Annotated in this window: 20 protein-coding genes; 9 read left to right on the top strand and 11 right to left on the bottom strand. The window is 71.7% G+C overall.

Annotated elements, in window-relative coordinates:
- Positions 1-3 precede the first annotated feature (3 nt).
- Entirely contained in the window at positions 4-2,667 is a 2,664-nt protein-coding gene (locus IPL40_06250; protein MBK8480759.1) for a hypothetical protein, read from the bottom strand.
- Positions 2,668-2,935: 268 nt separating this feature from the next.
- Here IPL40_06250 and IPL40_06245 point away from each other — a divergent pair, with 268 nt between their 5' ends.
- A complete protein-coding gene (locus IPL40_06245) occupies positions 2,936-4,165 on the top strand; it encodes an ATP-dependent 6-phosphofructokinase (protein ID MBK8480758.1) in 1,230 nt (409 codons plus the stop codon).
- A gap of 88 nt (positions 4,166-4,253) precedes the next feature.
- Here the strand turns inward: IPL40_06245 and IPL40_06240 are convergent, their stop codons facing one another.
- Positions 4,254-4,478, bottom strand: a complete 225-nt coding sequence (locus tag IPL40_06240) for a zinc ribbon domain-containing protein (GenBank protein MBK8480757.1) — start codon at positions 4,476-4,478, stop codon at positions 4,254-4,256.
- Between the two features lie 52 nt (positions 4,479-4,530).
- Entirely contained in the window at positions 4,531-5,475 is a 945-nt protein-coding gene (locus tag IPL40_06235; GenBank protein ID MBK8480756.1) for a hypothetical protein, read from the bottom strand.
- Positions 5,476-5,730: 255 nt separating this feature from the next.
- On the opposite strand from IPL40_06235, the gene IPL40_06230 reads away from it, so the two are divergent.
- From IPL40_06230 to IPL40_06210, 5 genes are all read left to right on the top strand, one after another.
- The gene (locus IPL40_06230) at positions 5,731-6,522 is read left to right on the top strand and encodes a 3'-5' exonuclease (GenBank protein ID MBK8480755.1); all 792 of its coding nucleotides are present in this window, start codon (positions 5,731-5,733) and stop codon (positions 6,520-6,522) included.
- 103 nt (positions 6,523-6,625) lie between these two features.
- Positions 6,626-7,063: an Rrf2 family transcriptional regulator gene (locus tag IPL40_06225; GenBank protein ID MBK8480754.1), complete on the top strand. Its 438-nt coding sequence runs from the start codon at positions 6,626-6,628 to the stop codon at positions 7,061-7,063.
- A gap of 121 nt (positions 7,064-7,184) precedes the next feature.
- Positions 7,185-8,150 (top strand): cysteine synthase A, encoded by a 966-nt coding sequence (gene cysK, locus IPL40_06220; GenBank protein ID MBK8480753.1) that lies wholly within the window; start codon positions 7,185-7,187, stop codon positions 8,148-8,150.
- Between the two features lie 265 nt (positions 8,151-8,415).
- The gene (locus IPL40_06215) at positions 8,416-10,236 is read left to right on the top strand and encodes a hypothetical protein (GenBank protein ID MBK8480752.1); all 1,821 of its coding nucleotides are present in this window, start codon (positions 8,416-8,418) and stop codon (positions 10,234-10,236) included.
- The gene (locus tag IPL40_06210) at positions 10,233-12,377 is read left to right on the top strand and encodes a hypothetical protein (protein ID MBK8480751.1); all 2,145 of its coding nucleotides are present in this window, start codon (positions 10,233-10,235) and stop codon (positions 12,375-12,377) included. The genes IPL40_06215 and IPL40_06210 overlap by 4 nt, the downstream gene beginning before the upstream one ends.
- A gap of 35 nt (positions 12,378-12,412) precedes the next feature.
- On the opposite strand, the gene IPL40_06205 is transcribed toward IPL40_06210, so the two are convergent.
- The gene (locus IPL40_06205; GenBank protein MBK8480750.1) at positions 12,413-13,063 is read right to left on the bottom strand and encodes a hypothetical protein; all 651 of its coding nucleotides are present in this window, start codon (positions 13,061-13,063) and stop codon (positions 12,413-12,415) included.
- Positions 13,060-14,154: a hypothetical protein gene (locus IPL40_06200; GenBank protein MBK8480749.1), complete on the bottom strand. Its 1,095-nt coding sequence runs from the start codon at positions 14,152-14,154 to the stop codon at positions 13,060-13,062. The genes IPL40_06205 and IPL40_06200 overlap by 4 nt, the downstream gene beginning before the upstream one ends.
- A gap of 228 nt (positions 14,155-14,382) precedes the next feature.
- Between IPL40_06200 and IPL40_06195 the strand changes: the two genes are divergently transcribed.
- On the top strand, positions 14,383-15,420 hold the full coding sequence (locus tag IPL40_06195) for an FHA domain-containing protein (GenBank protein MBK8480748.1): 1,038 nt from the start codon (positions 14,383-14,385) through the stop codon (positions 15,418-15,420).
- 101 nt (positions 15,421-15,521) lie between these two features.
- Positions 15,522-16,643 carry a protein phosphatase 2C domain-containing protein gene (locus tag IPL40_06190; GenBank protein ID MBK8480747.1) on the top strand — a complete coding sequence of 374 codons (1,122 nt, stop codon included), beginning with the start codon at positions 15,522-15,524 and terminating at the stop codon, positions 16,641-16,643.
- 46 nt (positions 16,644-16,689) lie between these two features.
- Here IPL40_06190 and IPL40_06185 read toward each other — a convergent pair whose 3' ends face one another.
- Genes IPL40_06185 through IPL40_06160 form a run of 6 tightly spaced genes read right to left on the bottom strand, consistent with a single transcriptional unit; the run spans position 16,690 to position 23,757 of the window.
- Entirely contained in the window at positions 16,690-16,965 is a 276-nt protein-coding gene (locus IPL40_06185) for a hypothetical protein (GenBank protein MBK8480746.1), read from the bottom strand.
- A 26-nt stretch (positions 16,966-16,991) separates the two neighbouring features.
- Complete coding sequence (gene tssF / locus IPL40_06180) at positions 16,992-18,701, bottom strand: type VI secretion system baseplate subunit TssF (GenBank protein ID MBK8480745.1); 1,710 nt, start codon at positions 18,699-18,701, stop codon at positions 16,992-16,994.
- A 53-nt stretch (positions 18,702-18,754) separates the two neighbouring features.
- On the bottom strand, positions 18,755-20,578 hold the full coding sequence (locus tag IPL40_06175; protein ID MBK8480744.1) for a hypothetical protein: 1,824 nt from the start codon (positions 20,576-20,578) through the stop codon (positions 18,755-18,757).
- The gene (locus tag IPL40_06170) at positions 20,575-21,504 is read right to left on the bottom strand and encodes a hypothetical protein (protein ID MBK8480743.1); all 930 of its coding nucleotides are present in this window, start codon (positions 21,502-21,504) and stop codon (positions 20,575-20,577) included. The genes IPL40_06175 and IPL40_06170 overlap by 4 nt, the downstream gene beginning before the upstream one ends.
- Before the next feature lie 15 nt (positions 21,505-21,519).
- On the bottom strand, positions 21,520-23,085 hold the full coding sequence (locus IPL40_06165; protein MBK8480742.1) for a hypothetical protein: 1,566 nt from the start codon (positions 23,083-23,085) through the stop codon (positions 21,520-21,522).
- Positions 23,086-23,145: 60 nt separating this feature from the next.
- Entirely contained in the window at positions 23,146-23,757 is a 612-nt protein-coding gene (locus IPL40_06160; protein MBK8480741.1) for a hypothetical protein, read from the bottom strand.
- 365 nt (positions 23,758-24,122) lie between these two features.
- On the opposite strand from IPL40_06160, the gene IPL40_06155 reads away from it, so the two are divergent.
- Complete coding sequence (locus IPL40_06155; GenBank protein ID MBK8480740.1) at positions 24,123-25,991, top strand: type VI secretion system contractile sheath large subunit; 1,869 nt, start codon at positions 24,123-24,125, stop codon at positions 25,989-25,991.
- Position 25,992 lies beyond the last annotated feature (1 nt).

Below are 25,992 nucleotides of genomic sequence, written 5' to 3'. Positions count from 1 at the left end.
CGATCAGAAGAGCAGCCGCACGCTGGTGATGCTGGCTTCGATCGGCACGACGCAGGCGCCGTCGACCAGGGGCAACTCGGCGCGGTCGCGTTCGCGGGCGTCGCAGAGCCGAGCGGCGCGCAGGGGGCGGTCGCTGCAGCGGAGCCGAACGTCGCCGCCGAGGCTGCCGTAGGCCCGCAGGCGAGCGATCAGCCCCGGTCCCCGGCTGGCCGGCTTGAGCGCCGACACCATCACCTCGGCGTCATCGGTGACGATGGCGGCATTCGCGCGCTCGTCGAGATCGGGTGCGTCCGGGGCGAAGAGGGCGGCGCGGAGCGCGCGACGCACCTGGCGCGGCAGGTGATTGGCGCGGTAGTCGCCCGCGCGCGTGAACCAGAGGGCGTAGTCGAAGCTGCCGACGTCGGGGTCGGTGCCGCGCGCCGGATGCGCCAGCACCGGTAGCACCCCGAAGGCCATCTCCCGCGGCGCGTTGCGAAAGGCCAGCCACTCGAGGGCGCCCGAGGCGCGCAGGGCGGGGGCTGCCGGTCCGCCGAGAAAGACCGCCAGGCCGCGGTCGCTGACCGGGTCGTGCAAGTGCACGAACGAACGGGCCGGCCAGAAGGTCGGATCGTAGAGCTTTTGCGCGGGGCGCTCGACCACGCCCCCCGGCACATTCATCGCGAGCGTGCGCGCCTCGGCGAAGGCCGTGGGGAAGGCGCAGGTGATCGTACGCCGGCGCGCGGCCGTGCCGGTGAGGCGCAGCCGCACGATCGGCGTGCCATTGCGAAACCAGAGCCAACGGACGAAGCGCTGACCGCTGAGCTCGGATTCGACGCGCACCTCGAGGCGATCGCCCTGCTCCGCCGCGTGGAGCTGCGCCGGCAGCGCGCTGGCGCGTGCGCGCTCGCGAAAGGTGCCGCCGGCGTACTCGTGCCCCATGCGCCAGAGCCCACCCGAGTCGCGGTAGGAGACCAGGTCGTTGGCGGGGCCCGCCAGCAGCTCGCCGCCTCCAGCCTGATCGACGAAGCTGACGAAACACCCGCCGGCGGCCTCGCTCAGGCGGGCGCGGTAGTGGTCGGTCTCGACCTGCAGCTCGCCGTCGACGAGCGACCAGCGCGGCGCCGGGCCCGTGGCCGAGGCGGGGAGATCGGTCGGCTGCACCCGCGCCAGCGCCATATCGACGAGCGCTTCGGACTCGCGCAACCAGGGTTGCTGCTCGGCCTTCCAGATGCGGTCGGGCGAGGTCCCCGTGACGAAGTCATGGTGGTTGCTGAGCACGAGCAGATCCCAGGCGCGCTCGAGCTCCTGTCGCCAGAGCGCGACCGTGCCGGTCGCCAGGCGCTGGACGTGTCGCGAGGCGGGAGCCTCGAGCCCGAGTGTCGCGTAGCCGCGGCGCTCGCCGGCGGCAGGTGCGTCACTCGGTCGCGGCCCCCATGGGCCCGGCGCTGGCCCCGTGCCATCAGGCGCCTGACCGAGCGCAAGGGCGCGCGCGGCGGCGATGCTGGCCTCGAGCTCGGCCGCCGCCTCGCTATCCGTCGTCGGCAGGGCGTAGAGCTTCTCGGCCAGCACGAGCTTGCGCGCGACGCGGTTGCTCAGCAGCTTGGCCTCCTGGCGGCTGGCGTAGAACCCCATCCAGTAGGGGTTGGGGTCGAGCTCGAGCACGGGCAGGCGCTCGCGGTGGCAATCAACCAGGGAGAGGTAGTCCTCCATGCCGGCGACGACGGCCCAGACGCCGGTCTGCGCGAAGCGCCGCTCGTTGTAGCGATCGATCAGACCGACCAGGCCCTCGATCGGGTCGTTGAAGTCGCAGCCGATCGGGCAGAAGAGGTAGGGCGTGCGGGCGACCGGCGCCAGCGCCTTGATGTAGCTCTGAATGCGCCGCGCGATGTGAGCCTCGCTGCGGCGCGACCAGCCGAAGACGGTGCCCATCCAGCGCACCGCGCCGACGCAGGCCAACATATCGCCCTGGAAGTAGGTGAAGGCGTTCCAGTGCGTCAGCACCTCGGCGCCATCGGGGCCGCGCCAGACGAAGTCGAGCGTGCGGTGGTCACGCAGCAGCAGCTCCGCGTTCGATCCCGGCAGGGGGAAGCGCGACTTCGGGCGGTAGTCGCAGCCGACGAAGTACATGCCGTCGATGCGCGTGACGCCGGCCATCTCGAAGCCGAGCGCGGCGAGGACCGAGGGCAGCGCTGGCGAGTAGCCGAAATCGTCGGGCAGGTAGGCGAGCTTGGGCTCGACGCGCAACCCGTGCCGGCGCAGCCACTCCTGGCCATGCAGGTAGTCGCGCAGGATCGCTTCCGTGGCGGGCAGCACCGTGTCGGGGGTCGTGACGCCCGTGCCGGTCAGCCGCAGGCGACCCTCGTTGATCAGCGCGCGAAGGCGCTCACGCTTGGCCGGATTGCGTTCCCAATAGAGCTTGAGGAAGTACGTGCTCTCGAAGGCGAAGACGCGTCGGGGCTCGGCGGCCAGCGCGTTCAGCGCCGCATCGATGATGCGCCAGATGCGCTGCTCGTAGTACTCCTCGGTGGTGTAGAGCCAGTTCGGATCCCAATGGCTGGTCTCGCCAAAGATCAGCACCCGCTCGGCCCGATCCGGCACCCCGAGCCGTTGCCGAAGCGCACGCTCGCGCTCGGCGGCCTCCCCTTGCGCCGGAACAGGCACCAGCGCGGGCTGCGATTCGATCGCCATCGGGACCACCTCGCTCTCCCGCTGCCGCGCTGCCGCAGCGAAGCTCGCTCTCAGGCCAGGCGAGCCGAAGCGGGGATTGTTGCACGGTAGGCCCAGAGCCGGCCAGCGGGGTGAGGTGACCGGGGACGGGGGGCGCCCGCTGATCCCGCGCATACGCTACACTGGCCGCCGGATCGGCGGTCCGACTGGCCGCCCGATTGGCGATCCGACTGGCCGCCCGATCAACGAGCCGACTGGCGTCAGCGACCGGGCCGATGGGGGGTGAGTGATGGCGAGAAGGGTGCGGCCGCGTTGCGTGGGCATCTTGACCTCGGGCGGCGACTGCCAGGGGCTCAACGCGGCGATTCGTGCGGTCGGCAAGACCGCGATCAATGCCTACGGCATGGAGGTGATCGGTATCCTCGATGGCTTCCGCGGGCTGGTGCAGAATCGCAGCCGGCGCCTGACCGACGATGAGCTCTCGGGGATCCTGACCCACGGGGGCACGATCCTCGGCACCAGCCGCGACAAGCCTGACGCCTTCCTGATGGGCGATCAGGTGATCGACATGACCTCGACCGCGGTGGAGAACTACCGCCGCCTGCACCTCGACTACCTGATTTGCCTCGGTGGGGGTGGCACGCAGAAGAACGCGCTCAAGCTGCTCAAGCGCTCCGACGCCCTGCGCATCATCACGCTGCCCAAGACGATCGACAACGACATCGCCGAGACGGATGTCTCCTTTGGCTTCGACACGGCCGTGCAGATCGCCACCGAGGCGATCGACCGGCTGCACTCGACTGCCTCGAGCCACCATCGCGTGATGGTCGTCGAGGTGATGGGGCATAAGACCGGCTGGCTGGCCGCCGCGGCGGGGCTGGCGGGCGGCGCCGATGTGGTCTTGATTCCGGAGATTCCCTACTCGATCGATGTGGTCGCCGCCGATCTGATCGAGCGCAGCCGCAAGGGCAAGAAGTTCTCGATCATCGCGGTCGCCGAAGGCGCGCTCTCGCAGCAGGAGGCGCGGGCCAAGGAAGAGCGTGAGCAGGCCAAGGAGCACCATGGCGATAAGGCCCGCGCCGGGCGCAAGTCGAAGGAGAAGGACAGGGAAAAGGAAAAGGAGCGCGCGAAGGAGTCGAAGGCCTCGGCACGCGGCGACGACGAGCGTTCGTCCAGCGCCGCGCCGCCGGAGCCCAGCCCCGCGCCGATCTCCGTCGGCGTGCGCATCCGCGAGGAGCTCGAGCGGCGCACGAGGCTGCAGACGAGGCTCACCACCCTCGGCCATACGCAGCGCGGCGGCACGCCCTCGGCTACCGATCGGATCCTCGCCACCAAGCTCGGCACGCGCACTGTCGAGCTGATGATCGAGGGCCTCTCCGGGGTGATGCTCGCCGTGCGTGGTGAAGCGATTGTGCCGGTGCCGCTGGAGCAGGTGGCGGGCAAGCGTAAGGTCGTGCCCCTCGACCACCCGATCCTGCAGAGCCTACGGCAGCTCCACATCTGTTTGGGCAGCGAATGACAGCGAATGACGGAGGGCTGTCTTGGCAGCGAATGACGCGGGTGTCTTGGCAGCGAATGACGCAGCGCAACGCGCGCGCCCTGCGCGTCTAGCGCATGCCGCAGGCGCCGGGGCCGCGCGGATCACCGCAGCTGCGGCAGGCATCGGGCAGGGCGTCCATGCCGCCGCCGCTGGCGCCGCCGACGGCGAAGACCGAGAGCTGCTGCTTCAGCTTGGCGCCGCCGCAGTGCGGGCACTTGGCCTTCTCGGTCGTCTTCAGGAGCACCTCGAATTGGCGCTCGCACCGCTCGCACTTGTATTCGTAGATCGGCACGCTGGGACCCTCCCCGGGGCTTCGCCCCGCTGATGCCTCCGATGGCTCGCCCTTACTGCCTCACCTTGTTGGCGAAGAACTGCAGCGCGGCCTGCTGGGCCGCGGCCGAGCCGCGAGTCGTCGCCCCGCGACCGCTGTAGGGCGCGTCCTCCGGCAGACGGTAGCCGCCTTGGCGCAGGGCAGCCAGCACCTCGATGGCGAAGGCCGTCAGCCCGCCCGGGCTGATATTGGCCCACGGCGCCACGCCGACCTGCGCCGCGCTGCGCGCCGGGCGCGAGAGGGGGACCGCGACCAGGTCGTTGCCCCAAAGCGCGGCGAACCAGCTCTGCCGGGCTTGCAGGCCGAGCTCGAAGGCCGCCGCCACGCCCTCGGCGTCGCCGAGTAGGTAGGTGCGATCGTTGTCGATGTTGTAGCGCGCGCGCACGTCGTCGAGCATCTGGGCCGCGGCGCCGGCCGCATCGAGGTAGAGCTGCGAGTCGACGACGGCGAGAATCGCCCCACTCGGTCCGACCGACGCGGTGTTGAGCAGCAGCGCGCTGGCGAGCGAGGTCGCGCCCTGGCTCCCCGCCACCACGATCACCAGGGGCGTGGCCTGCGTCGAGCGATAGCCGCTCGGTACGATCAGCACGTATTGCACCGCGCCGACGGAGACGAAGCCGCCGGCCGGGGAGGCGCCGCCGCCGCTGCCCCGCGACGTGCCCGCGCGCGGCGGTTCGATGGCGATGAGGGCGCGGTCAGGGCCGCCGCCGTCGCCGAGCGCCGAGGCGTCGCCGCCGAGGGTGCCACGGTCGTCGAGGGTCCCGCCGTCGCTCCCGGCGCCGCCCTCCTCCTGGGCCAGGCAGCCGGTGCTCGCCAGCGCGCCGACGATCGCGAGCGCAGCGGCGACCCGGCGGAGGGCGCCCGTGCTGCGCAGGCCGAGGCTCCCGCGAAGGCTCCCGCTCGGTCGCCCTGGGGCCAAGGGAGCGCGTTGGCGCCGCGGCGGTGGCATTCTCAGCATACCGCTCGCTTTCCCCGGCTCCGTTCTTCGCATCTGCTGCTCTTGCATTCCTGCGCTCATCGCACGTCCCGCCCTTGGCCACAAGCTGGAGGCAACCGGGAGGCGGTCGCTTCGGGTTCGCCGCGGCGGGCACGGTCGCTCAGCGCAGCGACTTGACGCCTCACGCTCCGAAGCTCACCGTCTTCGCCGGGCGGCGATCGCAGCGGTCGCTGTCAGAGCGGCGTCGCGATCGCGGGCGCCGAGGGGGGGGACGCGATGAATATCCTGACCTTCGATATCGAGACCGTGCCGGATGTCGAGTTTGGTCGACGCCTGCTCGACGCGCCAGCGGCGCTCGACGACGCTGCCATAGCCGAGGCGATGGAGTCGCGGCTGCCGCCGCGCGAGGGTGGGGGCGGCGCGTTCTTGCCGCCGCATCAGCACCGCGTGGTCGCCATCAGCTGCGCGCTGCGCAGCGGGGAGTCCTTCAAGCTCTGGAGCCTCGGCGAGCCGGAGGCCCCGGAGGAAGATCTGGTGCAGCGCTTCTTCGACGGGCTGGAGCGACTGGGCCCGACGCTCGTCTCCTGGAACGGGCGCGGCTTCGATCTGCCAGTGCTGGGGTATCGGGCTCTGCGTCATGGGGTGGCAGCCCCGCGCTACTGGGAGCAGGGCGACCAGGATCCCGGCTATCGCTGGAACAACTACCTCAGCCGCTTCCATTGGCGGCACATCGATCTGATGGATGTGCTCGGCGGCTATCAGGGCCGCGCCTGGGCGCGGCTCGACGAGGTCGCGCGCCTGCTCGGCCTGCCAGGCAAGCTCGGCGCCAGTGGTGGCAGCGTCTGGTCCTGGTACCTGGCAGGAGAGCGCGAACGCATTCGCGCCTACTGCGAGCTCGACGTGCTCAATACCTACCTGGTCTACTTGCGCTTCGAGGTCTTTCGTGGCCGGCTCAGTCCGGTCGCACTGCAAGAGGAGCATGCGCTCGTCCGGGAGACCCTGCTGGCCTCGGGCAAGCCGCACCACGCCGAGTTTCTCGCGGCCTGGGGTCCGCCGGCCGACCCGTAGCGCCAGCGCGGGGGCCCATGCGCGCGGGGGGCCGATGAGGAGAAATCACCTCCGCTAGAGCTTTATTCTTGATATCACCATCGTGATATGGGAATCTCCCCTCATGCGTGTTTCGCAACGAGCCGCGTACGCTGTGGGGGCGATGCTCGACCTGGCGCTGCATGGGGCCCGCGGCGGGGTTCGCACCGCGGAGATCGCCCAACGTACCGCGGCGCCGGAGAAGTTCCTCGAGGCCGTGATGCGCGACCTTCAGCGCGCCGGCTTCGTGTCGAGCAAGCGTGGCCCCGACGGTGGGCATCGCCTGCTCCGCGATGCGGGACATCTGACGGTGGGGGCGATCGTCGAGGCGATCGATGGTCCCTTCGCGCGACCCGGGCGTGGCGAGCTGCCGCCGAGCGTCGAACGCGGCGCCGCCGAGGCTTGCCTCAGCGCCCTCTGGGGTCGGCTCGAGGCGGCGATGCGCGCCGCTGTGGAATCGGTGACCCTCGAGGATCTGCGCCGCCAGGTCGAAGGCCACGGGGCCCTCGATTTCGTGATCTAACGCGGCGGGGGCTGGGCGGAAGCTCGAGCCAAATCGCTGCGGCTTCCGGCGCGGACTCGGCCGCGGCCTGTCTAGGACGCTGGGCAACGGGGAAACAGGAAAATGGGCAAGGAGGGCGATGATGGCTCGCATCTACGACGACAATAGCTTGAGCATTGGACACACGCCGCTGGTGCGTCTCAATCGCCTCACGCGCGGTCTGCCGGCCACGGTCGTGGGCAAGATCGAAGGGCGCAACCCGGCCTACTCGGTCAAGTGCCGCATCGGTGCGGCGATGATCTGGGCGGCGGAGCGCAACGGGCAGCTCAAGCCCGGCTCGCGGGACACGACGGTCGTCGAGCCCACCAGCGGCAACACCGGCATCGCGCTGGCCTACGTCTGTGCCGCGCGCGGCTACCCCCTGGTGCTGACGATGCCGGAGACGATGTCGCTCGAGCGGCGGCGGATGTTGCGCGCCTTCGGCGCCGAGCTGGTGCTGACCGAGGGCGCCAAGGGGATGCCCGGGGCAATCGCCAAGGCCGAGGAGATCGTCGCCAGCGATCCCCAGCGGCACTTCATGCCGCAGCAATTCTGCAACGCCGCCAATCCGAACATCCACTTCCAGACCACGGGGCCCGAGATCTGGGACGACACCGAGGGCGCGATCGACGTCTTCGTCGCTGGCGTGGGCACGGGCGGCACGATCACCGGCGTGGGGCGCTACCTAAAGCAGCGGCCACGCCCGGTGCGGCTGGTCGCCGTCGAGCCGGAGGCGTCGCCGGTGCTGACGGCGCTGCGCCAGGGTGAGACGCCGCGCCCCGGACCGCACAAGATTCAGGGCATCGGCGCTGGCTTCAAGCCGGAGGTGCTCGACCTCGACCTCGTCGATGAGATCGCCACGGTCTCGAACGAGGAGTCGATCGAGACGGCGCGCCGGCTGCACCGCGAGGAAGGCATCACCTGCGGCATTTCTTGCGGCGCCGCCGTGGCGGCTGCACTGCGCGTCGCGGGCCGCCCCGAAAGCGCCGGCAAGCTGATCGTGACCGTGCTCCCGGATGCGGGCGAGCGCTACCTGTCGAGCGTGCTCTTCGAGAACATCTCGATCTAGCTCGCCCCGCGCGCTCGCTGCCCCGGGCGACTCCGCTGCGCTCGGCGCTCCCTGGCCGCGGCGTCGGCGCGGTTGTTTTTGACGGCCCAGGGGGCGCCTTCTATGCTGCCCGGACGTGACTGACTCGTTCGCGCTCCATCGCCGATGTGGTCGTCCGCCTGGTGGTCGTCCGCCTGCCGCGGTCGCGGGGCCGCGCTCAGCCGCCCGCTCTGCAGCTGCAGGCTCTGGCGCCAGCCGCTTCGCCGCTAGCGTCCTCGTCTGCTCCATGCTCGCTGGCTGGATCGCGCTCGCGCCGCGGATCGCGCGCGCCGAGGACGCCGCCGCTGCGCCGCCGGCCGTCTCCGTGGCCCGCGCGGTCGCGGGGACGCTGCCGCTTGAGCGCGTGCGGCCCCGCATGAAGGGCTACGGCCTGACCGTCTTCGAGGGCTTCAAGATCGAGCCCTTCGAGGTCGAGGTGATCGACGTGCTGCGCGGCTTTCTACCCAAGCAGGACATCATCCTGATGCGCGGGCGCCATCCGGTGCTCGCGCGGGCCGGCGTGCTGGGCGGCATGAGCGGCAGCCCGATCTATCTCGAGGGCAAGTTGGTGGGGGCCTTGGCCTACGGCTGGCGCTTCGCCAAGGAGCCGATCTTCGGTGTCACGCCGATCGCCAACATGCTGCGGCTGCGCGACTACCCTTGGCGTCCAGAGCCCGCGCCTGCCAACGCGCGCGCCGAGCCCCCTGCGCGAGCCGCCGCCGCCTGGTGGGCCGAGCTTGAGCGCCGGCGCTGGTGGGAGCTGCCCTTCGCCGCGGGCCGCCGGGCGAGCAAGGCGGCCGCCGGTCCGGAGGCGCTGCTGCCGGTGACGGTGCCGCTCAACACCGCGGGCCTGACGGCGGACGCGCGCGCGCAGCTTCGGCGCGGGTTGGCCAGCTTCGGCTTCGAGCCGCTGCAAGGCGGTGGAACCGGGAAGAGCGAGGGGCCCGAGCGCCTGACGCCCGGCGCCGCGCTCGGCGTCACGCTCGTCGACGGTGATGTCGCCATGAACGGCACGGGCACGGCGACCTGGGTCGAGGGCTCGGCGGTGCTCGCCTTCGGCCACAGCATGTTCAACGCTGGCCAGCTCGTCCTGCCGGTCGGCAGCGCGCGCATCAATCACTCGCTGGCGAACCTCGCCCACGCCTTCAAGCTGAGCAGCCCGGCGCGCGAGCTGGGTGCGCTGGTCCAGGATCGCCAAGAGGGCGTGCTGGCCGATACGAGCCGCCGCGCGCGGATGATTCCGATGACGGTAACGCTGCGCGCCGGCGAGCAGCGCGAGGTCTATCGTGTGCGGGTGGCCGACCACCGCATGCTGACGCCGATGCTCGTCGGTAGCGTCGTGACCAGCGCGATCGGCCAGGCCCGCGCGGATGTCGCCGACGTCAGCTACGACCTGATCACCCGCCTGACGGTGCGCGGCTATCCCGAGCTGCGCATCGTCGAGCAGCAACATAGCGACGTCGGCTTGCGGGCCGCAGCGGCCAACGCGCGCGGTCTCGCGGCGCTGCGCGCGCTGATGAGCAATCCCTTCGCCACGGTGGCGATCGAGCGCATCGACGTCGACCTCAGCGCGCACTACGATCGCCAGCCGCTAAGGATCGTGGCGCTGGCCGTTCCGGCGAATGTCGTGGCGCCGGGTGCTCGCGTGCCCCTGCGTGTGACCTTCAAGCCCTTCGCCGGCCCCGAGGTGACGCGCAGCTATCCGCTGACGATTCCGCGCCTCCTCGCCGGCTCGGTGATCGTCGTCGAGGTTGGCAGCGGGAGCTCGATCCGCCCTGAGTTCGCGCCGCCCGAGACGCTGGCGCAGCTGCTGGCGCAGTTGCCCAAGAGCTATCCGTCCCGCGCGGTCGTCGTCAGCCTGCGTAGCCCCAGCCAGGGCCTGAAGCTGCGCGGCCGGCTGGTCGACGAGCTGCCGCCCTCGGCCCTCGACACGTTGCGCACGGGCGCCGAGGAGCGGGATAGCGCGCCGCTGAAGACAGCAGAGCGCAGCGTCTTCCCGGCGCCGGAGATCGTCCTCGGCCGCAAGGAACTGCGCCTGCGCGTGATGAGCACGGAGGAGAGCGAATGAGGCCGATCCACCGACGCGCGGATGCCTGCCATCGCTGTCGCGCGCAGCGCAGCGCCGCCCGCTGGTCGCTGGGGCTGGGGGCGCTGCTGGTCGCGCTCGGCGCTCGCGGGAGCGCCCGGGCCGCGCCTACGGTGACGGTCGAGCTCGCCTCCTTCGCCGAGCTCGATGCCGGCAAGCCAGAGGGGACGGCGGTCTCTTCGCGCGGTGAGGTCGTGGCGGGCTTGGGTCAGCGGCGCCTGGCCAAGCTGCCGCCGGCGACGCTGGTCTGGTCGGCGGTACGCGCTGCCGATCCGCGCACGCTCTTCCTAGGGACCGGTGACGAGGCGCGGCTCTGGGCGGTGGAGGGCGAGCAGGTGCGCGTGGTCGCGCAGCTCGACGGCTTGGTGATCACGGCCCTGACGCGCGGCCCGCGCGGCAAGTTGCTGGCGGCGACGATGCCCGGCGCCCGCCTGCTCGAGGTCGATCCCACCAACGGCAAGTGGCGCCAGCTGGCGGCCCTGCCGGCCAAGCACATCTGGGCGCTCTACTGGGACGCCGCGCGCGACCGGGTCGTCGCGGCCTCGGGCGCCCCGGGCAAGCTCTTCAGCGTGGCACTGAGCGGCGCGGCCAAGCCCGCCGTGCTCTTTGACCCGAAGGAGCAGCATCTCCTCTGTCTGGTGCCGGACGCGGCGGGGCGCTTGCTCACCGGCAGCCACGATCGCGCCGTGCTCTACCGGGTCAGCCCGAATGGGCGCGGCGAGGCGCTGCATGACTTCCAGGCCAGCGAGGTCCACGCTGTCGCGGTCGGTCGCGAGGGCGCGATCTTCATCGCCGTCAATCAGTTCCCGCCCGAGTCGAGCGGCGTGCCGCGCTTTGATGTCGTCGCCAAGGGCGCGGGCGGGACGCCGCTCCCCGGCAAGGCCGCCAGCAGCGCGCCCGCCACCCCCAAGCCACGCGCCGAGGAGCTGCGCCCGGGGGCCAAGGCGGCAAAGGGCGCCCTCTACCGCCTCGATGCCCAGGGACGGCTGGACGAGCTGCTGGCGCTGCCGAGCGGCTATTTCACCGAGCTGGCGATCGATCGCCAGGGCACGCTCTGGGCCGGTGAGGGAAGTGAGGGCAAGGTCTATCGCGTCGGCGCGCAGCGCGCGGTGCAGGCGGTCTTCGATCTGCCGGAGCGACAGGTCCGCGTGCTGGCGGTCGACGCCGAGCCACCCTACCTGGCGACGGCGGACGGCGCCGCCGTCTATCGCGTGCTGCCGGCACCGGCGCAGGCCCCGACCTATCTGAGCAAGGTCGTCGACGCTGGACTGGTCGCGCAATGGGGCGAGCTCTACTTCCAGGCGACGGCGCCGCTCGAGCTCTTCAGCCGCAGCGGCAACACCGCGACGCCCGACGACCTCTGGAGCGGCTGGCAGGCCGCCAAGTCGCTGGCCACGGGGCGCGTGCGCCTGCTGAGCCCCTACGCGCGCTATCTTCAGCTCAAGGCGGTCTGGCGCAAGCCCTACGCGGGACACCTGCGCAGCCTCAAGGTCTACTACCGGCCGACCAACCAGCGCGCGCGCGTGACCGAGATCGTCGCCACGCAGGGAGAAGGCGTGGAGGGCGCCGAGCGGCGCGAGGCGCGGATCAAGCTGCGCTGGCAGGTCGAGAACCCGGATAAGGATCCGCTGGTCTATTGGGTCTACTTCCGCCCCGAGCTGGGCAAGGTCTGGCGCCCGATCGATCGACAGCTCCCGCTCGATAAGGCGGAGTATGTCTGGGAGACCGAGAGCATCGCCGACGGCAGCTATCGCCTGCGCGTCGTCGCCTCGGACGAGGCGGCCAACGGTCCCGAGCAGACGCTGCGCCACGCGTTGATCTCGCGGCCGGTGCTGGTCGACAACCGCCCGCCCGAGATCGCCACGCTGAGCGTGCGTGAGGCCAACGTGGAGGGCACGGCGCGTGACGCCGCCAGCCCGATCCGCGAGCTGGCCTATGCCCTCGACGGTGAGCGCTGGCGCTTGCTCGAGCCGGTCGACGGCGTCTTCGATGCGCAGCAGGAGGCCTTCCGCCTGCGCCTGCCGCCGCGGCTCGCCCCTGGCCCGCATACGCTGGCGCTGCGCGCCCGCGACGAGGCGGGCAACGTCGCCGTGCGCCAGCTCGAGTTCCATCGCGGACCTTGATCGAGGGGCCGCGCCGCTCGAGCGCGCCCCGACCGCTAGAGCGGAAGCGTGCCCTCTTCGGGCTGGCAGGGTTGTTCCGGGCCGCAGACCGGGAGGCAGCCGCGGATCAGCGGGATCGGCAGCTCGAGGCGCACGCGGCGCGCCAGCTCGACGACCTCATCGGGCGGCAGGTTGGTCGAGCTCACGGCGATCAGCAGCGGGCCGTGGACGGCAACCGCCACCTGGGTGGGTGGAAGCTCGGTCGCCGCGCGTTCGGTCGGGCGGCCGGGACGCCAGGCCCAGGCCAGCACACCGCCCCGTTCAACCAGGCGCTCGGCCAGCATCTGACCGCGTAGGCGCTCGGCGATGTGCGCGCGCACCTGGCGCATCGGCTGCCCGCAGGCAAAGACGCGCACCAGCGCTTCGCCGCCCTCGGGGGTGCGAATGGTCGCGCCGGCCGGATCGCTCTCCACCGACCAGCGCACGCGCACCGAGAGCCGGAGCTGCCCTTGGCCGTAGTCGACGGTGGTGTCGCGCCAACTCGAGCCGCGCTCGCTATGAGCCGCGCAGGCCGCCAGCGGCAGCAGGCAGAGGCCGACGACGGCGCAACGCCAAGGCGCCAGCGCGCCGACGCGCCGCGCGCCCGCTCGGTGCCTGAGCAGCGCAGACGGCGCCTGCGGGTGGCGCGGCCGACGGAGGCGGCTCATCGCAGCTGGATCTCGACCCAGCGGTTGTTGCCGAGCGTCTCGAGGTTCGTCGTCGCGATCGCGAAGCGCCCGGCCACCTTCGAGATCCTGATCTCACCGCCGGCGAGCGCTGTGCTGCCTGTCCCCTCGAGCACGCGGCCGACCTGGCCCGCCTTGATCGACGTGCTGTCACCGATCTCGATGTGCAGCGTCATGCGCCCACGGTAGCGATAGATGCTGATGATGCGCGCGCGCGCGCGGTCGCTGGCGGGCGCCGGCTCGGCGCGGGCGCCGCCGCCGCGTCGCGGGCGCACACACTGACCAGCGCCGCGGCAACGCTCCTCGCCGGCGCAGGTGCTGGCGCTGACCCAGGCCGGACAGGCTGCCTCTTCGGCGCGGCAGATCTCGACGTGGGTGCCGTCGCGGCAGCGGCGTTGCCCCGGCGTGCAGCTCTCAGCGCAGGTCTCACACTGCCCCTCGCGACAGGCGATGCCGGGCGCGCAGCTCACGCTTCGGCTCCAGGCGTTGCAGTCGCGCGAGACCTGTTCGCAGGTGAGGTAGGCGTCGCTGCCGAGGCAGCGGTGCTCACCCGGCGAGCAGCTCTGGCATTGCGCCGCCGGGCGATCGGGCGTGAACTCGAGGCGCAGCGAGTAGGCGGTCTCGTCGCGCTTCCCGCTGGCGCGCACGCGCACGTAGTAGCGCCCGGGCTCCTCGACTGCGACGGCGGCGCGCAGCCCGCCGCTACCCCACGGCCGACCATCCTGGACCTTGACGCCGAGCACGTCGAAGACGGTCAGCTCGAGCCGCGCCTGGCCGGTGTCCCAATGGAGTTGTACCGAGAGCTTGCCGGGCTTGGGGAGGTCGACGAACTTCCAGTCCGTGCGATCCCGCGCCGGGCTGCTGACGCGGTCATTGTGGACCACGCCGAGCTTCACGTTGACCGCCTGAACGCGCTCGCGATCCGGGCTGCTGTGGCGTTCGAGGCAGCGCGCACTCGTGCAGCAGCCGCCGAGGGCTGCGAGCGCCAGGAGGCCGAGCACGCGGGGTCCCGGGCTGAGCGACCAGGTTTCGAGCGCGGCGCGTGAGGTGATCGAAGGGCAGAGCGGTTTCAAAGCGACGCGACGATATCATGGCGCCCTTTGCCGTCAACCGTCCGATCGGCGGCGTCCAATCGGCGGCCGGGCGTGCGGGCCGACAGGGAAAACGCAGCCAAAGAGGCGGTAAAAACCGACCGCGAAACCTTGGGTGGGGCGCGTGGACACGCTAGAGTGGACTGCGCCGGCAGCGCGCTGCGCCCCGAGCGCGACTCGGATGCCAGCGCGGCTGACTGGCCAAGGCGCATGACTCGCACTCCCCTCTCCACCGCCAGTCCGCTGCCCCTGGTGCTGCAGCTTCGCCTGCATAACGAGGTGGACGGTCAGACGCGCGAGCTGACCTTCGAGCGCTGGCCGGTGCGCATCGGCCGCAACAGCGCCAATGAGCTCGTGCTCGATCATCCCTACGTGTCGCAATGGCATGCGGCGATCGGCGTCGGCGCGGGCGGTGCGACGATCACCCAGGTCAGCAGCACCAACAGCGTGCTCGTCGACGGGCGCAAGCTCGCGGCGGGCGAGGAGGTGACGCTGACCGGCACAGAGCTCGTGCGGGTCGTGCCCTTCTCGTTGCAGCTCCGCGTGGTGGCGCTGCCCGTCGTGGCGGCAGCCCAGGTTCCCGGCTCGGCGCCCACCCCGGTCGTCGCGGGCTTCGCGCCCGGGGCGATGCCCGGCCCGCCACCACCGCTTGGCGCGCCCGCCCTCGGGGCCGCGACCGGCGCGCTCCAGCTCAGCGCGCTCCACGTCCTCGACAGCCTGGCGCAGCGCCTGCTCGGCCGTTCGCTCGACGACCCGCAGCAAGTGCTGGCCTTCGGCGCCCGACTCGACCAGCTCCTCGACGTCTTCCTGCGCTGCCTGATCGCGTTGCGGCGCGGTCAGGACCAGTTCCGCCATATGCTCGACCTGCGGGCGATCGAGGCCCCTGGCGACGAGCTGCTGCAGCGCGGCGACGACCCCGAGGCGCTTGGCCGTTCGCTCTTCGAGCTCGGTCGCGATACCGTGCCGGCGCTGGAGCAGGCCTTCAAGAGCATCATGTTGCATGAGGTCGGCCTGCTCAACGGAATGGTCGCCGGCCTGCGCCATCTGCTCGATCGGCTGAGCCCCGAGACGATTCGTCAGGAGGCGGGCAAGAGCCAGCGCACGCTCGGCCCGAAGCAGCTTTGGGAGACCTTCGAAGCGATCCATCGCGACCTCGCCGAGGAGGATAACGCGACCTTCGAGGCGATCTTCGGCCGACCCTTCGATCGGGCCTACGCCTCGCTGGCGAACGACGAGCCGCGCCGCTGAGCGCACGCTCACGCCGGTGCTAGGGTAGGCCACAGCCCGTGGTGGCGTCGGCGCTCGCGCCCTCGAGGGGGGCCCGGGTGGGAGGCGCGGCGGAGGACGCGGTGGAGGACGAGCTATTCCTGATCAGCGCGGGTGAAACCGACACCGGGCGCCGCCCGGCCAACGACGACTGCATCCTGCTCGACCCCGAGCTCGGGCTCTACGCCGTCTTCGATGGCGCCAGCGCGCGCGTCGGCGGGCGCACGGCGGCCGAGCTGGCCGCTGAGGCCGTGCGCTCGACGCTCGCCGAGCTCAGCGCTCGCCAGGGGCTGCAGCTCCGCGCGATGGGCGAGCAGGTCTGCGAAACGGCGTTTCAGGCCGCGCATCGGGCGATCCTCGCGGCGCAGGCCAGCGACCCGAATCTCTCAGGGATGACCACCACCGCGGTGCTGGTGCTGCACTGCGGGCGCGAGCTCGTCGTGTCGCACGTGGGCGATAGCCGCGCCTACCTCTACCGCGCGCCCGAGCTGCGCCTGCTGACGCGCGATCACTCGCTCGAGCACTACCTCAGGGACCATCCTCAGGTGCGGCCCAAGGTGCAGCGCCCGGGGAAGACCCTGGTCCGCGCGCTCGGGCTGCAGTCGCAGGAGCTGGGGGCGAGCCATACGCGCATCGCGCTCGAGCTCGACGATGTGCTGCTGCTCTGCAGCGACGGGCTGACCGATAGCGTGCCGCAGTGGACGATGCGCGAGATGCTGGTAGGGGCTCAGCTGATTGGTCCCGCGGACGTGGCGACGGGGATGGCGCGCGCCGCGCTCAGCCACGGCAGCATGGACAACATCAGCGTCGTGCTGCTGCGGGCCACCGACCGCCCGGTCGACTCGCCGCGCACCGTGCAATACGACGTGGCGGCGCTCGCCAGCGCCAGCCACCAGCAGCCCGTTCTGCTCGGCTGGTTGACCTTCCTCGAGGGAGCGCGGCGCGGTGAGGTGTTGGCGCTGGAGGCGAGCACGGTGATCGGCGCCCAGCCCGACTGCCGCGTGGTGCTGACGGAGGACTACGCCTCGGGCCGCCACGCCGAGCTGTTGCGCGCGGAGCATGGCTTTGTGCTGCGCGATATGGGCTCGACCAACGGCACCTACGTCAACAACGTGCGCACCGAGCGCGCCAACCTGATCGACGGCGACGTGATTCGCATCGGTCGCACGGCGATGGTCTTCAAGAGCCACCGGCTGGAGCCCTAGGCGCGCGCTAGCAGTCCGTTGCGTTACTGCCGACGGGCGCCGTGGCTCACTCGATTTCCATGGTCGACTGGTTGGGGAAGCTGATCGGGCAGCCACAGGCCGTCAGGCTGCCGACCACGGCGAGCGGAAGACCGTCGACCCTGACCCAGGGAACCGCGGCGACGACGAGCGGCATGCTCGGATGCAGTTGGCTGCCGCTGTGACAATCGCAGTCTTGGAGGATGGCGGGCTTGTCTTCGATCATCAACGTCGACGACCCGCGGTGGCAGCAGACGCCGGAACACGTCGTTATCGCGCCCTGTACAGCCACGAGCCTGCCCATCGCACGCCTCCTTTGCTGCCCGCGCCTTAGCGCGGTGCGTAACGAAAGACCGGCCCATCGGGCGCCGCCCGCAAGGTCAGGCGATGAAAGACCGGCGAGGGTCCGCGAGCGCTGAAGAGCAAGCGTAGCACCTGGCCGAAGAGCCAGAGGTGCCCCTCGCAAACAAAGGCCTCCGCGCCGACCTCGACCTCGACCTCGCGCATCGGCACCACCGCTTGCCGGTGCAGGCGGCTGCTCGTGGTCGAGCGCACGGCGCGCACCTCGGGCAGGCCGCCGAGGGGGCTGCGCCCGTCGCGGGCCCGCCGTAAGAGCTGCGTCAGGCCGTTGATGCTGCTGACGTCCTGCGGGTGCATCGTGAAGAGCGCCAGGAGGTCCCATTGCTCGTCGCGGCCGAGCGCCAGCTCGCGCGCGCCTGCGATCGGCGTGAGATTGCGCACGTCGACGAACTGCGGCGTGGTCGGCGCCGCGCCCAGCGTCTCGCCCGCGCCGACGCGCAGCGGCACGTCGCCGTTGGTGTAGCGCAGCGTCAGGCGCAGGCGCTCGCTCGGCGGTTGGAGCTGGCGGCCGAAGCTGTCAGTGATCAGCAGGTAGGCGCGCACGCCCCGTACGCCGTCGCCGCGCCAGAGCACCTGGTAGCAGGGGCGACCGCCCGATTGCAGCGCGCCGGCGCTGCCGACGAAGGGCTCGTAGTCGACCCAAGCCTTGTGGGTCGGGTCGTAGCCACCGACGGCGTCGACGGCGAAGACCTCACCGCCCTGCGGGGCCGTCAGCGGGTATTGGCTGGTCTGGGGCAGCACGGGCAGGTCGACTTGCTCGGCCGCCGAGGCATTGATCGCGGGGACGCAGCCGAGCGCGAAGTCCGTCACCTCCGCGCCGATCGCCGGCGCGGGCAGTGGCCCGAGATGGACGATGATCTCGAAGGCTCGCTGCAGCGCGCCGGGTGGCACCTGGTCGAGCCTGCCAAACTCGACGCCGATCAGCTTGTCGATCAGCGCGAAGTACTCCTGCAGCAGCCGGTAGCCGTCGAGCGGTGGCGGCGTGCCGGGCAGCAGGGCCTCGCCGCTGGCGAAGCCGACGGGGCTGATGGCCGAGGCGGGCAGCGTGGCGCAGACACGGCCGGCCGGGTCGCAGATCGACACCCCGCGCGCCTGATGCGTGAGCCAGAGGTAACGGGTCAGGCGCGCGACGGGCTCGCCACGCAGGTGGAGCCGCAGCGCCCTCAGGCCAGCGGCATCGAAGACCCCCCCGCTGGAGAGCTCGAAGGCCAGGCGCAGGCGCAGGTCGGCCGGATGCGCGCGGTCGAGCTGCGCCGCCACGAGCTCGACCGGCGGGACATTGAGCGGGCCACAGGTCGTGAAGTCGCAGCGGATCGTGCGGTTGTCGGGCGGTAGCGTGACCTCGTGGCCGACGACGACCGTGCCGCTGGCGATCGGCAGGTTCTGCCGCAGCGCGCCCGGCCGCGCGACGAGCTGGAGCAGCGTCGCGGCCGGGAAGGCGCGCAGATACTGCGGCCAGAGCTCTTCGTAGAGCGGGCCGATGACCTCGGGGAAGTCATCCTCGATGCGGTAGCGTGTGCGGGCCGTCAGCAGCGCCGTGCCCTGGAGCAGGCGCTCGGTGGCCGGGTCGCCGCCCTCGCGCACGACGTGCGCGACCTCCGGGTGGCGCCGACCGAAGTCGCGCACGAGGTCGCGCAGGTAGCTCAGCTCCGTCTGATAATAGCGGGGCAGTAGCGCCATGCGCTCGACTCAGCGCCGCCCGCGCCAGGCGGCTGGGGGCGAGGTCCGGCTCATCATCCGCGACCGAGGTTGATCTTTCCGCCCGCCACGTCGATGCTGCCGCCGCTCGAGGCCTTGAGGCCGACGACCTTGCCTTTCATCTTGATGCCAGCATCGTCGAGCTGAAGGGTGGAGGCGCCACCGTTGAGCACGATCGCCTTGGCCGTGATCGTCACGCTGCCCGTGACCATGATCTTGACGCTGCCGCCGACGATCTCCGTCTGGTCGCCCTTGACCTCGGTGGTCTGCGAGCCCGTGACCTCGATGCACATCTGGTCCTGCGCCTTGAGGTAGAGCAGGGGACCACTCGCGGCATCGCTGAGGGCCAGCTCGTTGGCGCCGCAGCGCAGGCCCGCGACGTTGCGATTGGCCTGCAGGGTCTTGGCGCCGGTGCCCTTGGCCAGGCTGCCGATCGGCGTCGTCGCCAGCAGGTGCGCCGTATTGGCGGAGTTGTAGACCGAGCCGAGCGCCAGCGGCCGATCGGGGTCGCCGTTTTCGTAGACGATCACGACCTCGTCGCCGGCGCGCGGCAAGAACAAGGGCGCGCCCTCCTCCCCGCTCGAGCTGACGCACTTGGCGGTACCGACCCCGGCCGCCTGCGGCTTGGCGATGCTCTGCGGCGGCCGGTAGCTCCCGAGGGCGACGGGGAAGGCGACGAAGGCGTTGCCATAGGCGGGATCGCTGCTCGCGACATGGCGCACCTGCACGACGAGCAGCTCGAAGTCCTGGGCGCTCTGGTCCGGAAAGCCCCGCAGGGTGAAGCGCATCCCCGCGGCCAGGCGGTCGCAGTTGCTCTGGCCGCTGGCGAGGTTCTGCTGGGTCTTGGCCGACTCGGCGCGCACGGTGTTGAGGCGCGCGACCAGCTCCGGGGAGATGCCGTCCTCCGGCTGGGGCACGCCCTTGCCTTGGGCCCGCTTCGCCTTGGCTGTCGTCGGAGGGAGCACCACCTGATAGGTAGCGCCAAGGGCCTGCGAGCTGAGCAGCTTGTCGGTTCCGGCTCTGCCCTCCGCGCTCCCACCGTGTTCGGAGGCGTCGGGATCGGGCTCCGAGGTGGCAAAGGCCCGCGCGCCCGGCTGCGCCAGCTGCTGGTACTGGCCGACGCCCTGCTCGGAATGGGTCGGCTGGACGTAGCGCAGGAAGGGGCCCGCGGGTCCGGTCAACTTCGACCGCTGCGCGTCGATGCCCGGCAGCTTGCGAAAGGCCTCGTTCTGATCGGCGACGATCAGCCGGCTCTGGCCGCTGGGGCTGGCCTCGTGATCAAAGAAGTAGCAGAGGCCGTCTTGCGCGAGGATGCGCCCGAGGAAGCGCAGGCTGCTCTCCTGGTACTGGGTGCAGTGCGCGCGCTTGAGGTAGGTTTCCTTCAGCTTCCACGCGCCGAGCTCCTGCTTCGCCTCGGCCAGCACCTGCTTGACGATGTCGGGCGTGCTGATCGCGTTGAAGACGCGGGTGCTCGTTTGGTGCGCGAGCTGGGCCATCGGCGGCACCAGCAGCGCGGTGTAGCGGAAGCCGCGCTGCTCGCCCTCCTGCGCCTCCTCGGCGCTCGACGCTGCAGCCTTGCCGTCGGCCTGCGGTGGTGGGCGCCCCACGCCACGGAAGCCGGTGATGATGCCGTGCACCAGGCGCGGCGGGTCCATCCACTTCCAGATCAAGTGCGCCTGCTTCTCCTGAACGTCGGCGGGGTTGACCGGCGCCTTCGCCTCCGAGAAGAGCTGGAGCTCGTAGCAGAAGGGCTGCGAGAGGCCCTCGTGGCCCTCGAAGCCGTGGACCTGCAGCGCACCTTCCGCGAGGCCGTCGACCTTCAGCTCGAAGCGCGGCGCTTTCTTGTTGGCAGCACTCATGGTCTGACCTCGTCCTCGACCGCTTCCGGTCGGAGCCCGACCGCGCCTTCGAGGCCCGGAAAGCAGCTCAGCAAGGCGGCGGGGCTCGAGGCCCGGCCGAGTGTGACGCTGTGTTCGGCGGCGGGATAGGTGGTGTGGAGGTGGCCGACGAGCTCGCATAACCAGCCGGCGCCCTGCGGGTAGTCCGCCTGCGGATCGTGGGGATGGGTATGGCCGAAGGCGAGGCGGTTCGTGCGCTGCTCGACCACGGCGATGGCGGTGTGCCGCAGCGACGCGTCGTGGGGCAGCTGGGGTCCGCGTTGGCGCGGCGTCAGCGCGCGCCGCCCCTCGCGGTGCGGCCAGGGCAGCAGCCGCCAGGCTCGGCCCAGGGCCGGAGCCAGCTCGGCGACCGCGGCCGTCGCCGCAGTCCTCGCTGCGGCGGCCTCACCCGCCACCGCGGAGCGCAGCGCCTGATCGAGCCGCTCCAGGTACCGCTCCTCTAGCCCTGCGTAGTCCGAGAGCTTGCGCAGCGGCCGCTCGTGGTCGCCCTCGAGCACGGTCGCCACGCCCTTCACGAGGGCGCTCAAGAGGTCCCCCTGCTCTTCGGGGCCGAGCCAAAGGCGCCGCTCGACCAGCGCCAGCACGGCCGCGCTCGTAATTTGCAGAACATAGGGCTCCTCGGCCGGTGGCGCCGCCAGGCGAACCTCGACCATTCCACGCACGAGCTGACGGGTATCCTCCAGATGCAGGCGGTCGACGACCTGAGCCTGCCCCCGGAATGCCGCCTGGAGCCGCCCGACGAGCTCGAAGACCGCTTCGCGATCCAACGGGTTTAGGCAAATTCGGCCGAGTCCCAGATCGCTCAGCCCATGGTCCAGCCCGTGGTCGGTGACGACCACCTGGCCGACCACCTCGACGCCGAGCAGCTCCGTCAAACGATCGTGCACTTGCAGCCCACCCTGTCAATTGCCCGCGTATGACATTCCCGACCGTGCATTGGGCGCGCCCGGGGCCCCACTGCTGCCGCCGGCAGTGGCGGAGGCGCGGTCGGCGGCGCTATCGCCGGCGCTGTCGCCGTCCAGGCGCAGGCGCGGCGGCTTCGGATCACCGGCCACCCAGAGGGCGTTGACCCGCAGGTCGCGCAACGCCGTCTCGACCTCCCACCGCCCCTCGTGACGCACGGCGATCACCGTCTGCTTCTGCATCGTGCCCGCGATCGCGACCAGGTCACCGCCTGCCGCGGCCATCACCTCGTCGGTCGGCAGCGCCTCGGAGACCCAGCGCTGGCCATCGAAGCGCCACGCCGGACCGCGGCGCGGCACCAGACCCAGCTCGCCGTCCCAGCCCAACCACAGCCCCTCGATCCACTCCACCGCGGGCAGCAGCTCGTCGCGCACCCACCCCCGCCCGCCGAGGCGGAAGAGCTCGCCGCCGCGCCGCGAGCCGCCCGCGGCCACCAGGCGGCCGTCGGCGCCCGCCAGGCGGCTGACGAAGCTCTCCGCGGGCAGCGCCAGCGGTGTCCAGGCGTAGCCGTCGAAGCGCCATACGGAGGTCTCTTGACCGGCGAGCCAGATGCTTTCGCGGGCGCTGGCCCAGGCCGCGTGCAGGGCCGAGCGCGTCGGTACGGGCCACGGCTTGCACACCTTGCCGTCGTAGACCAACACCGTGCCCTGTTCCCCGGCGATGATCAGCAAGGTCGGGTCGATCCCCCAGGCGCTGTTGAGCTGCTGCACCGTCGGGACCTCGATGCGCTCGCAGCGTCCGTCGGCCAGGCGCAGCAGCGTGCCGCGTCTTCCGACGAGGAAGGCGACCTCGTCGCCGGCCCAGAGGCCGAGCAGGTCCTCGTCGCAGCCGGAGCTCATCAGCTTCCAGCGGCCGCCGAAACGGCCAAGGAGCAGCCCGTGCTCGCCGACGGCCAGCGCCTCGGGCTTGGTATCCGCCTCGGCCTGTCCCGCGCTGAGCACCAGGTCATCGAGCTCCGAGAGCTCGGCCAGGGTGCCGACCAGGTGATAGCGCAGGCGGTGTCCGTCGGGTTGAGCCAGGGCCAGGGCCGTGTCGGGGCCGAAGCGATCGAGCAGCCGGCGCGCCTCGGCCCAGGGCAAGCCCTGGCGTACGCGCTGCCAGAGATCGCAGAGCTGCACGATCTGCGTGACGTAGGCGCGCGCGGCGGGGGGCGGCAGCGTGGCGAGCAGCGCCGTGGGCGTCAGCGCTACCTGCGCCGACGGCGGCTGGCGAGCCAGCTCTCGGGCCAATACGTGGGCCACCGCCGCCCAGGGTGCTCCCTGGGGGCGAAGCGCGGCGAGCAGCGCCCGCGCGCGGCCGAGGGCCTGCGGCTGCGAAACGACGGCGCCGACGACGTCGACCGCGCCTGCCTTGCGTACGCGGGCCTCCTCGTAGTCGAAGAGCGCGGGCCAGAGCAGCGGCACAGCGCCCTGGGCGAGGGCCAGCGGCGCAAGGTCGTCCGTCCCTGCGATCGCCAGCGCGGCCTCGACCGAGGGTGCGATCCGCAGGGCAACCGTCTTGCTCATGCTCGCTCTGCCCTCCTCGGACCGTGACGGCCACGGGACGCGCTCAGGCCTTCGCTGCGCTTAGGGGGTGAAGAAGAGGCCCAGACCCCAGTTGACCGCCAGCACCTGTTCGAGCGCCGAGCTGCCGAAGTGGGCGGCGGCGTCGGTCGCGTAAATCACGCTGTAGCCAACCTCGGGCGCCAGCGCGATCTGATCCGTCAGGTAGAGGTTGAGGCCCAGCGAGGCGCTGCCGACCAGATAAGGCGTGACGCCGGCCGCGAAGCGCGGGCCGAATTCGAGGCCGATGAAGGGCGCGAGCACCTCCGGCAGCAGCTCGCCGGCGATCGCGAAGGGCAGGAAGCGTAGCCAGAGCCCAGGACCGCCGCTCCAGCCGCTGCGCAGCCGGCGCTCACCTTCGACAGTCAGCGCCTGAGCCAGGCGTCCCGTCTCCGTGGCGAGGGTGATCGTGGCGCGGTCGTGGCCCGCGTAGCTGAGGCTCCCGCTGAGGCCGCCCTCGAGCCAATCCGTCAGGAAGAGGCCGAGGTCGATGCCAACGCTGAGGTCCGTCACCCCGCTCTTGAAGAGCCGCGCGAAATCGCCGCCCAAGCGCAGCTCGAGGTCGCCATTGCGCGGCCCGAACCACTCCGGCTCGAGCGGCCCGCTGTCGGCGCGCGCGGTACCGGCACACCCCAATGCGATGCAGAAAAACGTCAGGGCGAGGCGCGGTGTTCGCGCGCCTCGGCGTCGGTCGCGTCGGCCCGACGACCACGCAGGCGACCACGCAGGCGACCATGCAGGCGACCACGCAGGCGAACGACGGGGCGAACGACTGGGCGAACGACTGGGCGAACGACTGGGCGAACGACTGGAAGAGGGAAGGATGCGGTCCATGGGCGCGTACCGCGCAGTATAGCGGCTCGCGCGCCCGAGGGTGGCGTTTTAAGCGTCCGCGCCAGCAGGATCGCGCCAGCGCGACCGCTGTCGCCGCTGTCGCCGCAGGGCGGTGCCTGCTAGACTGGCCGTCGCGACGGGTCGTCGCTACCGCGGAGCCGCCTCTCTTGAGCGTCGCCCTCCAACCTGGCGAGCCTCCTACCCACGCGCGGCCGGCGCTGCGCGTGCTCGTCGTCGCCGATCTCGGCAGCGGCGACGCCGTCCTACCGCCGCACGTGCTGCGCACGCCGGAGGACCTCGCCGAGCTCCTCCGTCTGCATCGGCCACGGCTGCGCTTTGAGGTGCCGAACCTCTGCGGGGGCCAGCCGTCCCGCCTCGAGGTGCAGCTCACCCTCGAAGCCTACGAGGACCTGCTGCCCCAGCGCGTGGTGGCGGCGGTCGAGCCGCTGCGGCGCCTGGCTGCGCTCGCCCGGGAGCTTGAGGCCCTCGCCGAGGGCAAGGCCCCCTTCGAGCGCCTCGCCGCGCTCGCGACGGCTCATGCCGATCTGGACGGGCTCGGCGCGCTCTTGCGCGCTGCGGCCACGCCGGCTGCCGCGCCCGTCGCGGCGCCAGGCATGGCGCCTGCCGCGGCTCCCGCCCCCTCGCCCCCCGCTGCAGCGGAGGCGCCCGCGTCGGCCCCGTCGTCCGCGTCGTCGCAGGACCCGGCGGTCGATCGCATCCTGCAGCTCGTGCGCGTGCCGGAGGCCGAAGAACGCGCGCTTGCCGCGGTCGATCGCGTCGTCGCGCAGCTGACGCGCCGCCCCCCGTCGAGCGCGGAGGTCGCACCCGCCCGCCCAGCCCTCGCCGCCGCGCGCGCGCGCGCGATCGCGCTCCTTGGCCATCAGCTCGACGCGATCGTCCATCATCCCCGCTATGCCGAGGTCGAGGCGAGCTGGCGTGGGCTCAGGTTCCTGGTCGAGCGGACGCCCTTTCGTGCCGGCATCCAGCTCGAGGTCATGCATGCCGCGCCCGCCGACTGGGTGGCGGCGCTGGAGCAGCGCCAGGCGGCCCTCTTCGAGCCCGACCCCGGCGGCGTGGCCCCAGCCTTGATCGTCGCACCCGGCCTTGGCGTCACCGCCCCCGGTCGCGACGCCCCGGCGGTGGGCGCCGAGCGTCTGCAGCAGGCCGCCGAGCTCGCCGAAGCCGCGCAGGTGCCGCTCTTGGCCTCGGTCGGCCACACTTTTTTTGGGCTGGCAGCGGCGGGCGACGCTGCCACCTTGCGCTACCCGGGGACCTTGCTCGAGGGCGTCGGCTATACCAAGTGGAACGCCCTGCGGCGCAAGGAATGCGCGCGTTGGCTCGGCGTGGCCTTCAATCCCTTCCTGCTCCGCGCGCCCCATGAGCCGCTCGCCGCCGACGCGTTGCCCTATCGTGAGGGCGTGGCGCAGCCAGCCGAGCTGCTGTGGGGCGATCCGGCGTGGGCGGTTGCGGCGCTGGTCGTCGGCAGCCAGGGCGCTGGCGGCTGGCCGACGGAGATCGTGGGTCCGGCGCGGCGCCTCGAGGATCTTCCCGTCCACGAGGTCGCGGTGGCGGGGCAGCCGGCCTTCAAGCTGCCGCTCGCCGCGCGGCTCCCGGAGGCGCTGGCGACGGACCTCGTGCGCGAGGGCTTCATCCCGCTTTGCGGGCGGTCGAACCGCGACAGCGCGTTTCTTCCTGGCGCGCCGACGCTTTTTCGGCCCGAGAGCGAGCAGGCGGCGCGCGCCACGGCGTTGGCGTTTCCCTATCAGCTCCTGGTGTGCCGAATCGTCAAGGCGCTCGACCGCTATCGCGTGGGGCGCGGCGCCGGGCAGAGCGCCGAGGGCTTGCGCGCCGACCTGCAGCGCTACCTCGAGGGGCTCGTCGGCGCCACCGGCTATGGCTGGCGGGTCGATCTCGAGCTCCTGGGCGCGAGCGGTCCAGGGGACGCACCCGCGTTGGGGATTGCGCTGAGGGTCGGCAGCGACGTGCTGGGCGGGCGCAGGGTGGAGCTGAGCTTCGGGCTCCCCAGCCTGACGTGAG

The organism is Pseudomonadota bacterium (assembly GCA_016711215.1).
Classification (GTDB): Bacteria; Myxococcota_A; Polyangia.
Note: the sequence above shows the minus strand (reverse complement) of the source record. Positions and strands in the feature narration are given on the sequence as shown.

Excerpts from the sequence above, each read along its gene's own strand:
- IPL40_06250 (MBK8480759.1), bottom strand. The coding sequence starts at position 2,667 with ATGGCGATCGAATCGCAGCCCGCGCTGGTGCCTGTTCCGGCGCAAGGG.
- IPL40_06245 (MBK8480758.1), top strand. The coding sequence starts at position 2,936 with ATGGCGAGAAGGGTGCGGCCGCGTTGCGTGGGCATCTTGACCTCGGGC.
- IPL40_06235 (MBK8480756.1), bottom strand. The coding sequence starts at position 5,475 with ATGCTGAGAATGCCACCGCCGCGGCGCCAACGCGCTCCCTTGGCCCCA.
- IPL40_06230 (MBK8480755.1), top strand. The coding sequence starts at position 5,731 with ATGAATATCCTGACCTTCGATATCGAGACCGTGCCGGATGTCGAGTTT.
- IPL40_06225 (MBK8480754.1), top strand. The coding sequence starts at position 6,626 with ATGCGTGTTTCGCAACGAGCCGCGTACGCTGTGGGGGCGATGCTCGAC.
- cysK (MBK8480753.1), top strand. The coding sequence starts at position 7,185 with ATGGCTCGCATCTACGACGACAATAGCTTGAGCATTGGACACACGCCG.
- IPL40_06215 (MBK8480752.1), top strand. The coding sequence starts at position 8,416 with ATGCTCGCTGGCTGGATCGCGCTCGCGCCGCGGATCGCGCGCGCCGAG.
- IPL40_06210 (MBK8480751.1), top strand. The coding sequence starts at position 10,233 with ATGAGGCCGATCCACCGACGCGCGGATGCCTGCCATCGCTGTCGCGCG.
- IPL40_06205 (MBK8480750.1), bottom strand. The coding sequence starts at position 13,063 with ATGAGCCGCCTCCGTCGGCCGCGCCACCCGCAGGCGCCGTCTGCGCTG.
- IPL40_06195 (MBK8480748.1), top strand. The coding sequence starts at position 14,383 with ATGACTCGCACTCCCCTCTCCACCGCCAGTCCGCTGCCCCTGGTGCTG.
- IPL40_06185 (MBK8480746.1), bottom strand. The coding sequence starts at position 16,965 with ATGGGCAGGCTCGTGGCTGTACAGGGCGCGATAACGACGTGTTCCGGC.
- tssF (MBK8480745.1), bottom strand. The coding sequence starts at position 18,701 with ATGGCGCTACTGCCCCGCTATTATCAGACGGAGCTGAGCTACCTGCGC.
- IPL40_06175 (MBK8480744.1), bottom strand. The coding sequence starts at position 20,578 with ATGAGTGCTGCCAACAAGAAAGCGCCGCGCTTCGAGCTGAAGGTCGAC.
- IPL40_06165 (MBK8480742.1), bottom strand. The coding sequence starts at position 23,085 with ATGAGCAAGACGGTTGCCCTGCGGATCGCACCCTCGGTCGAGGCCGCG.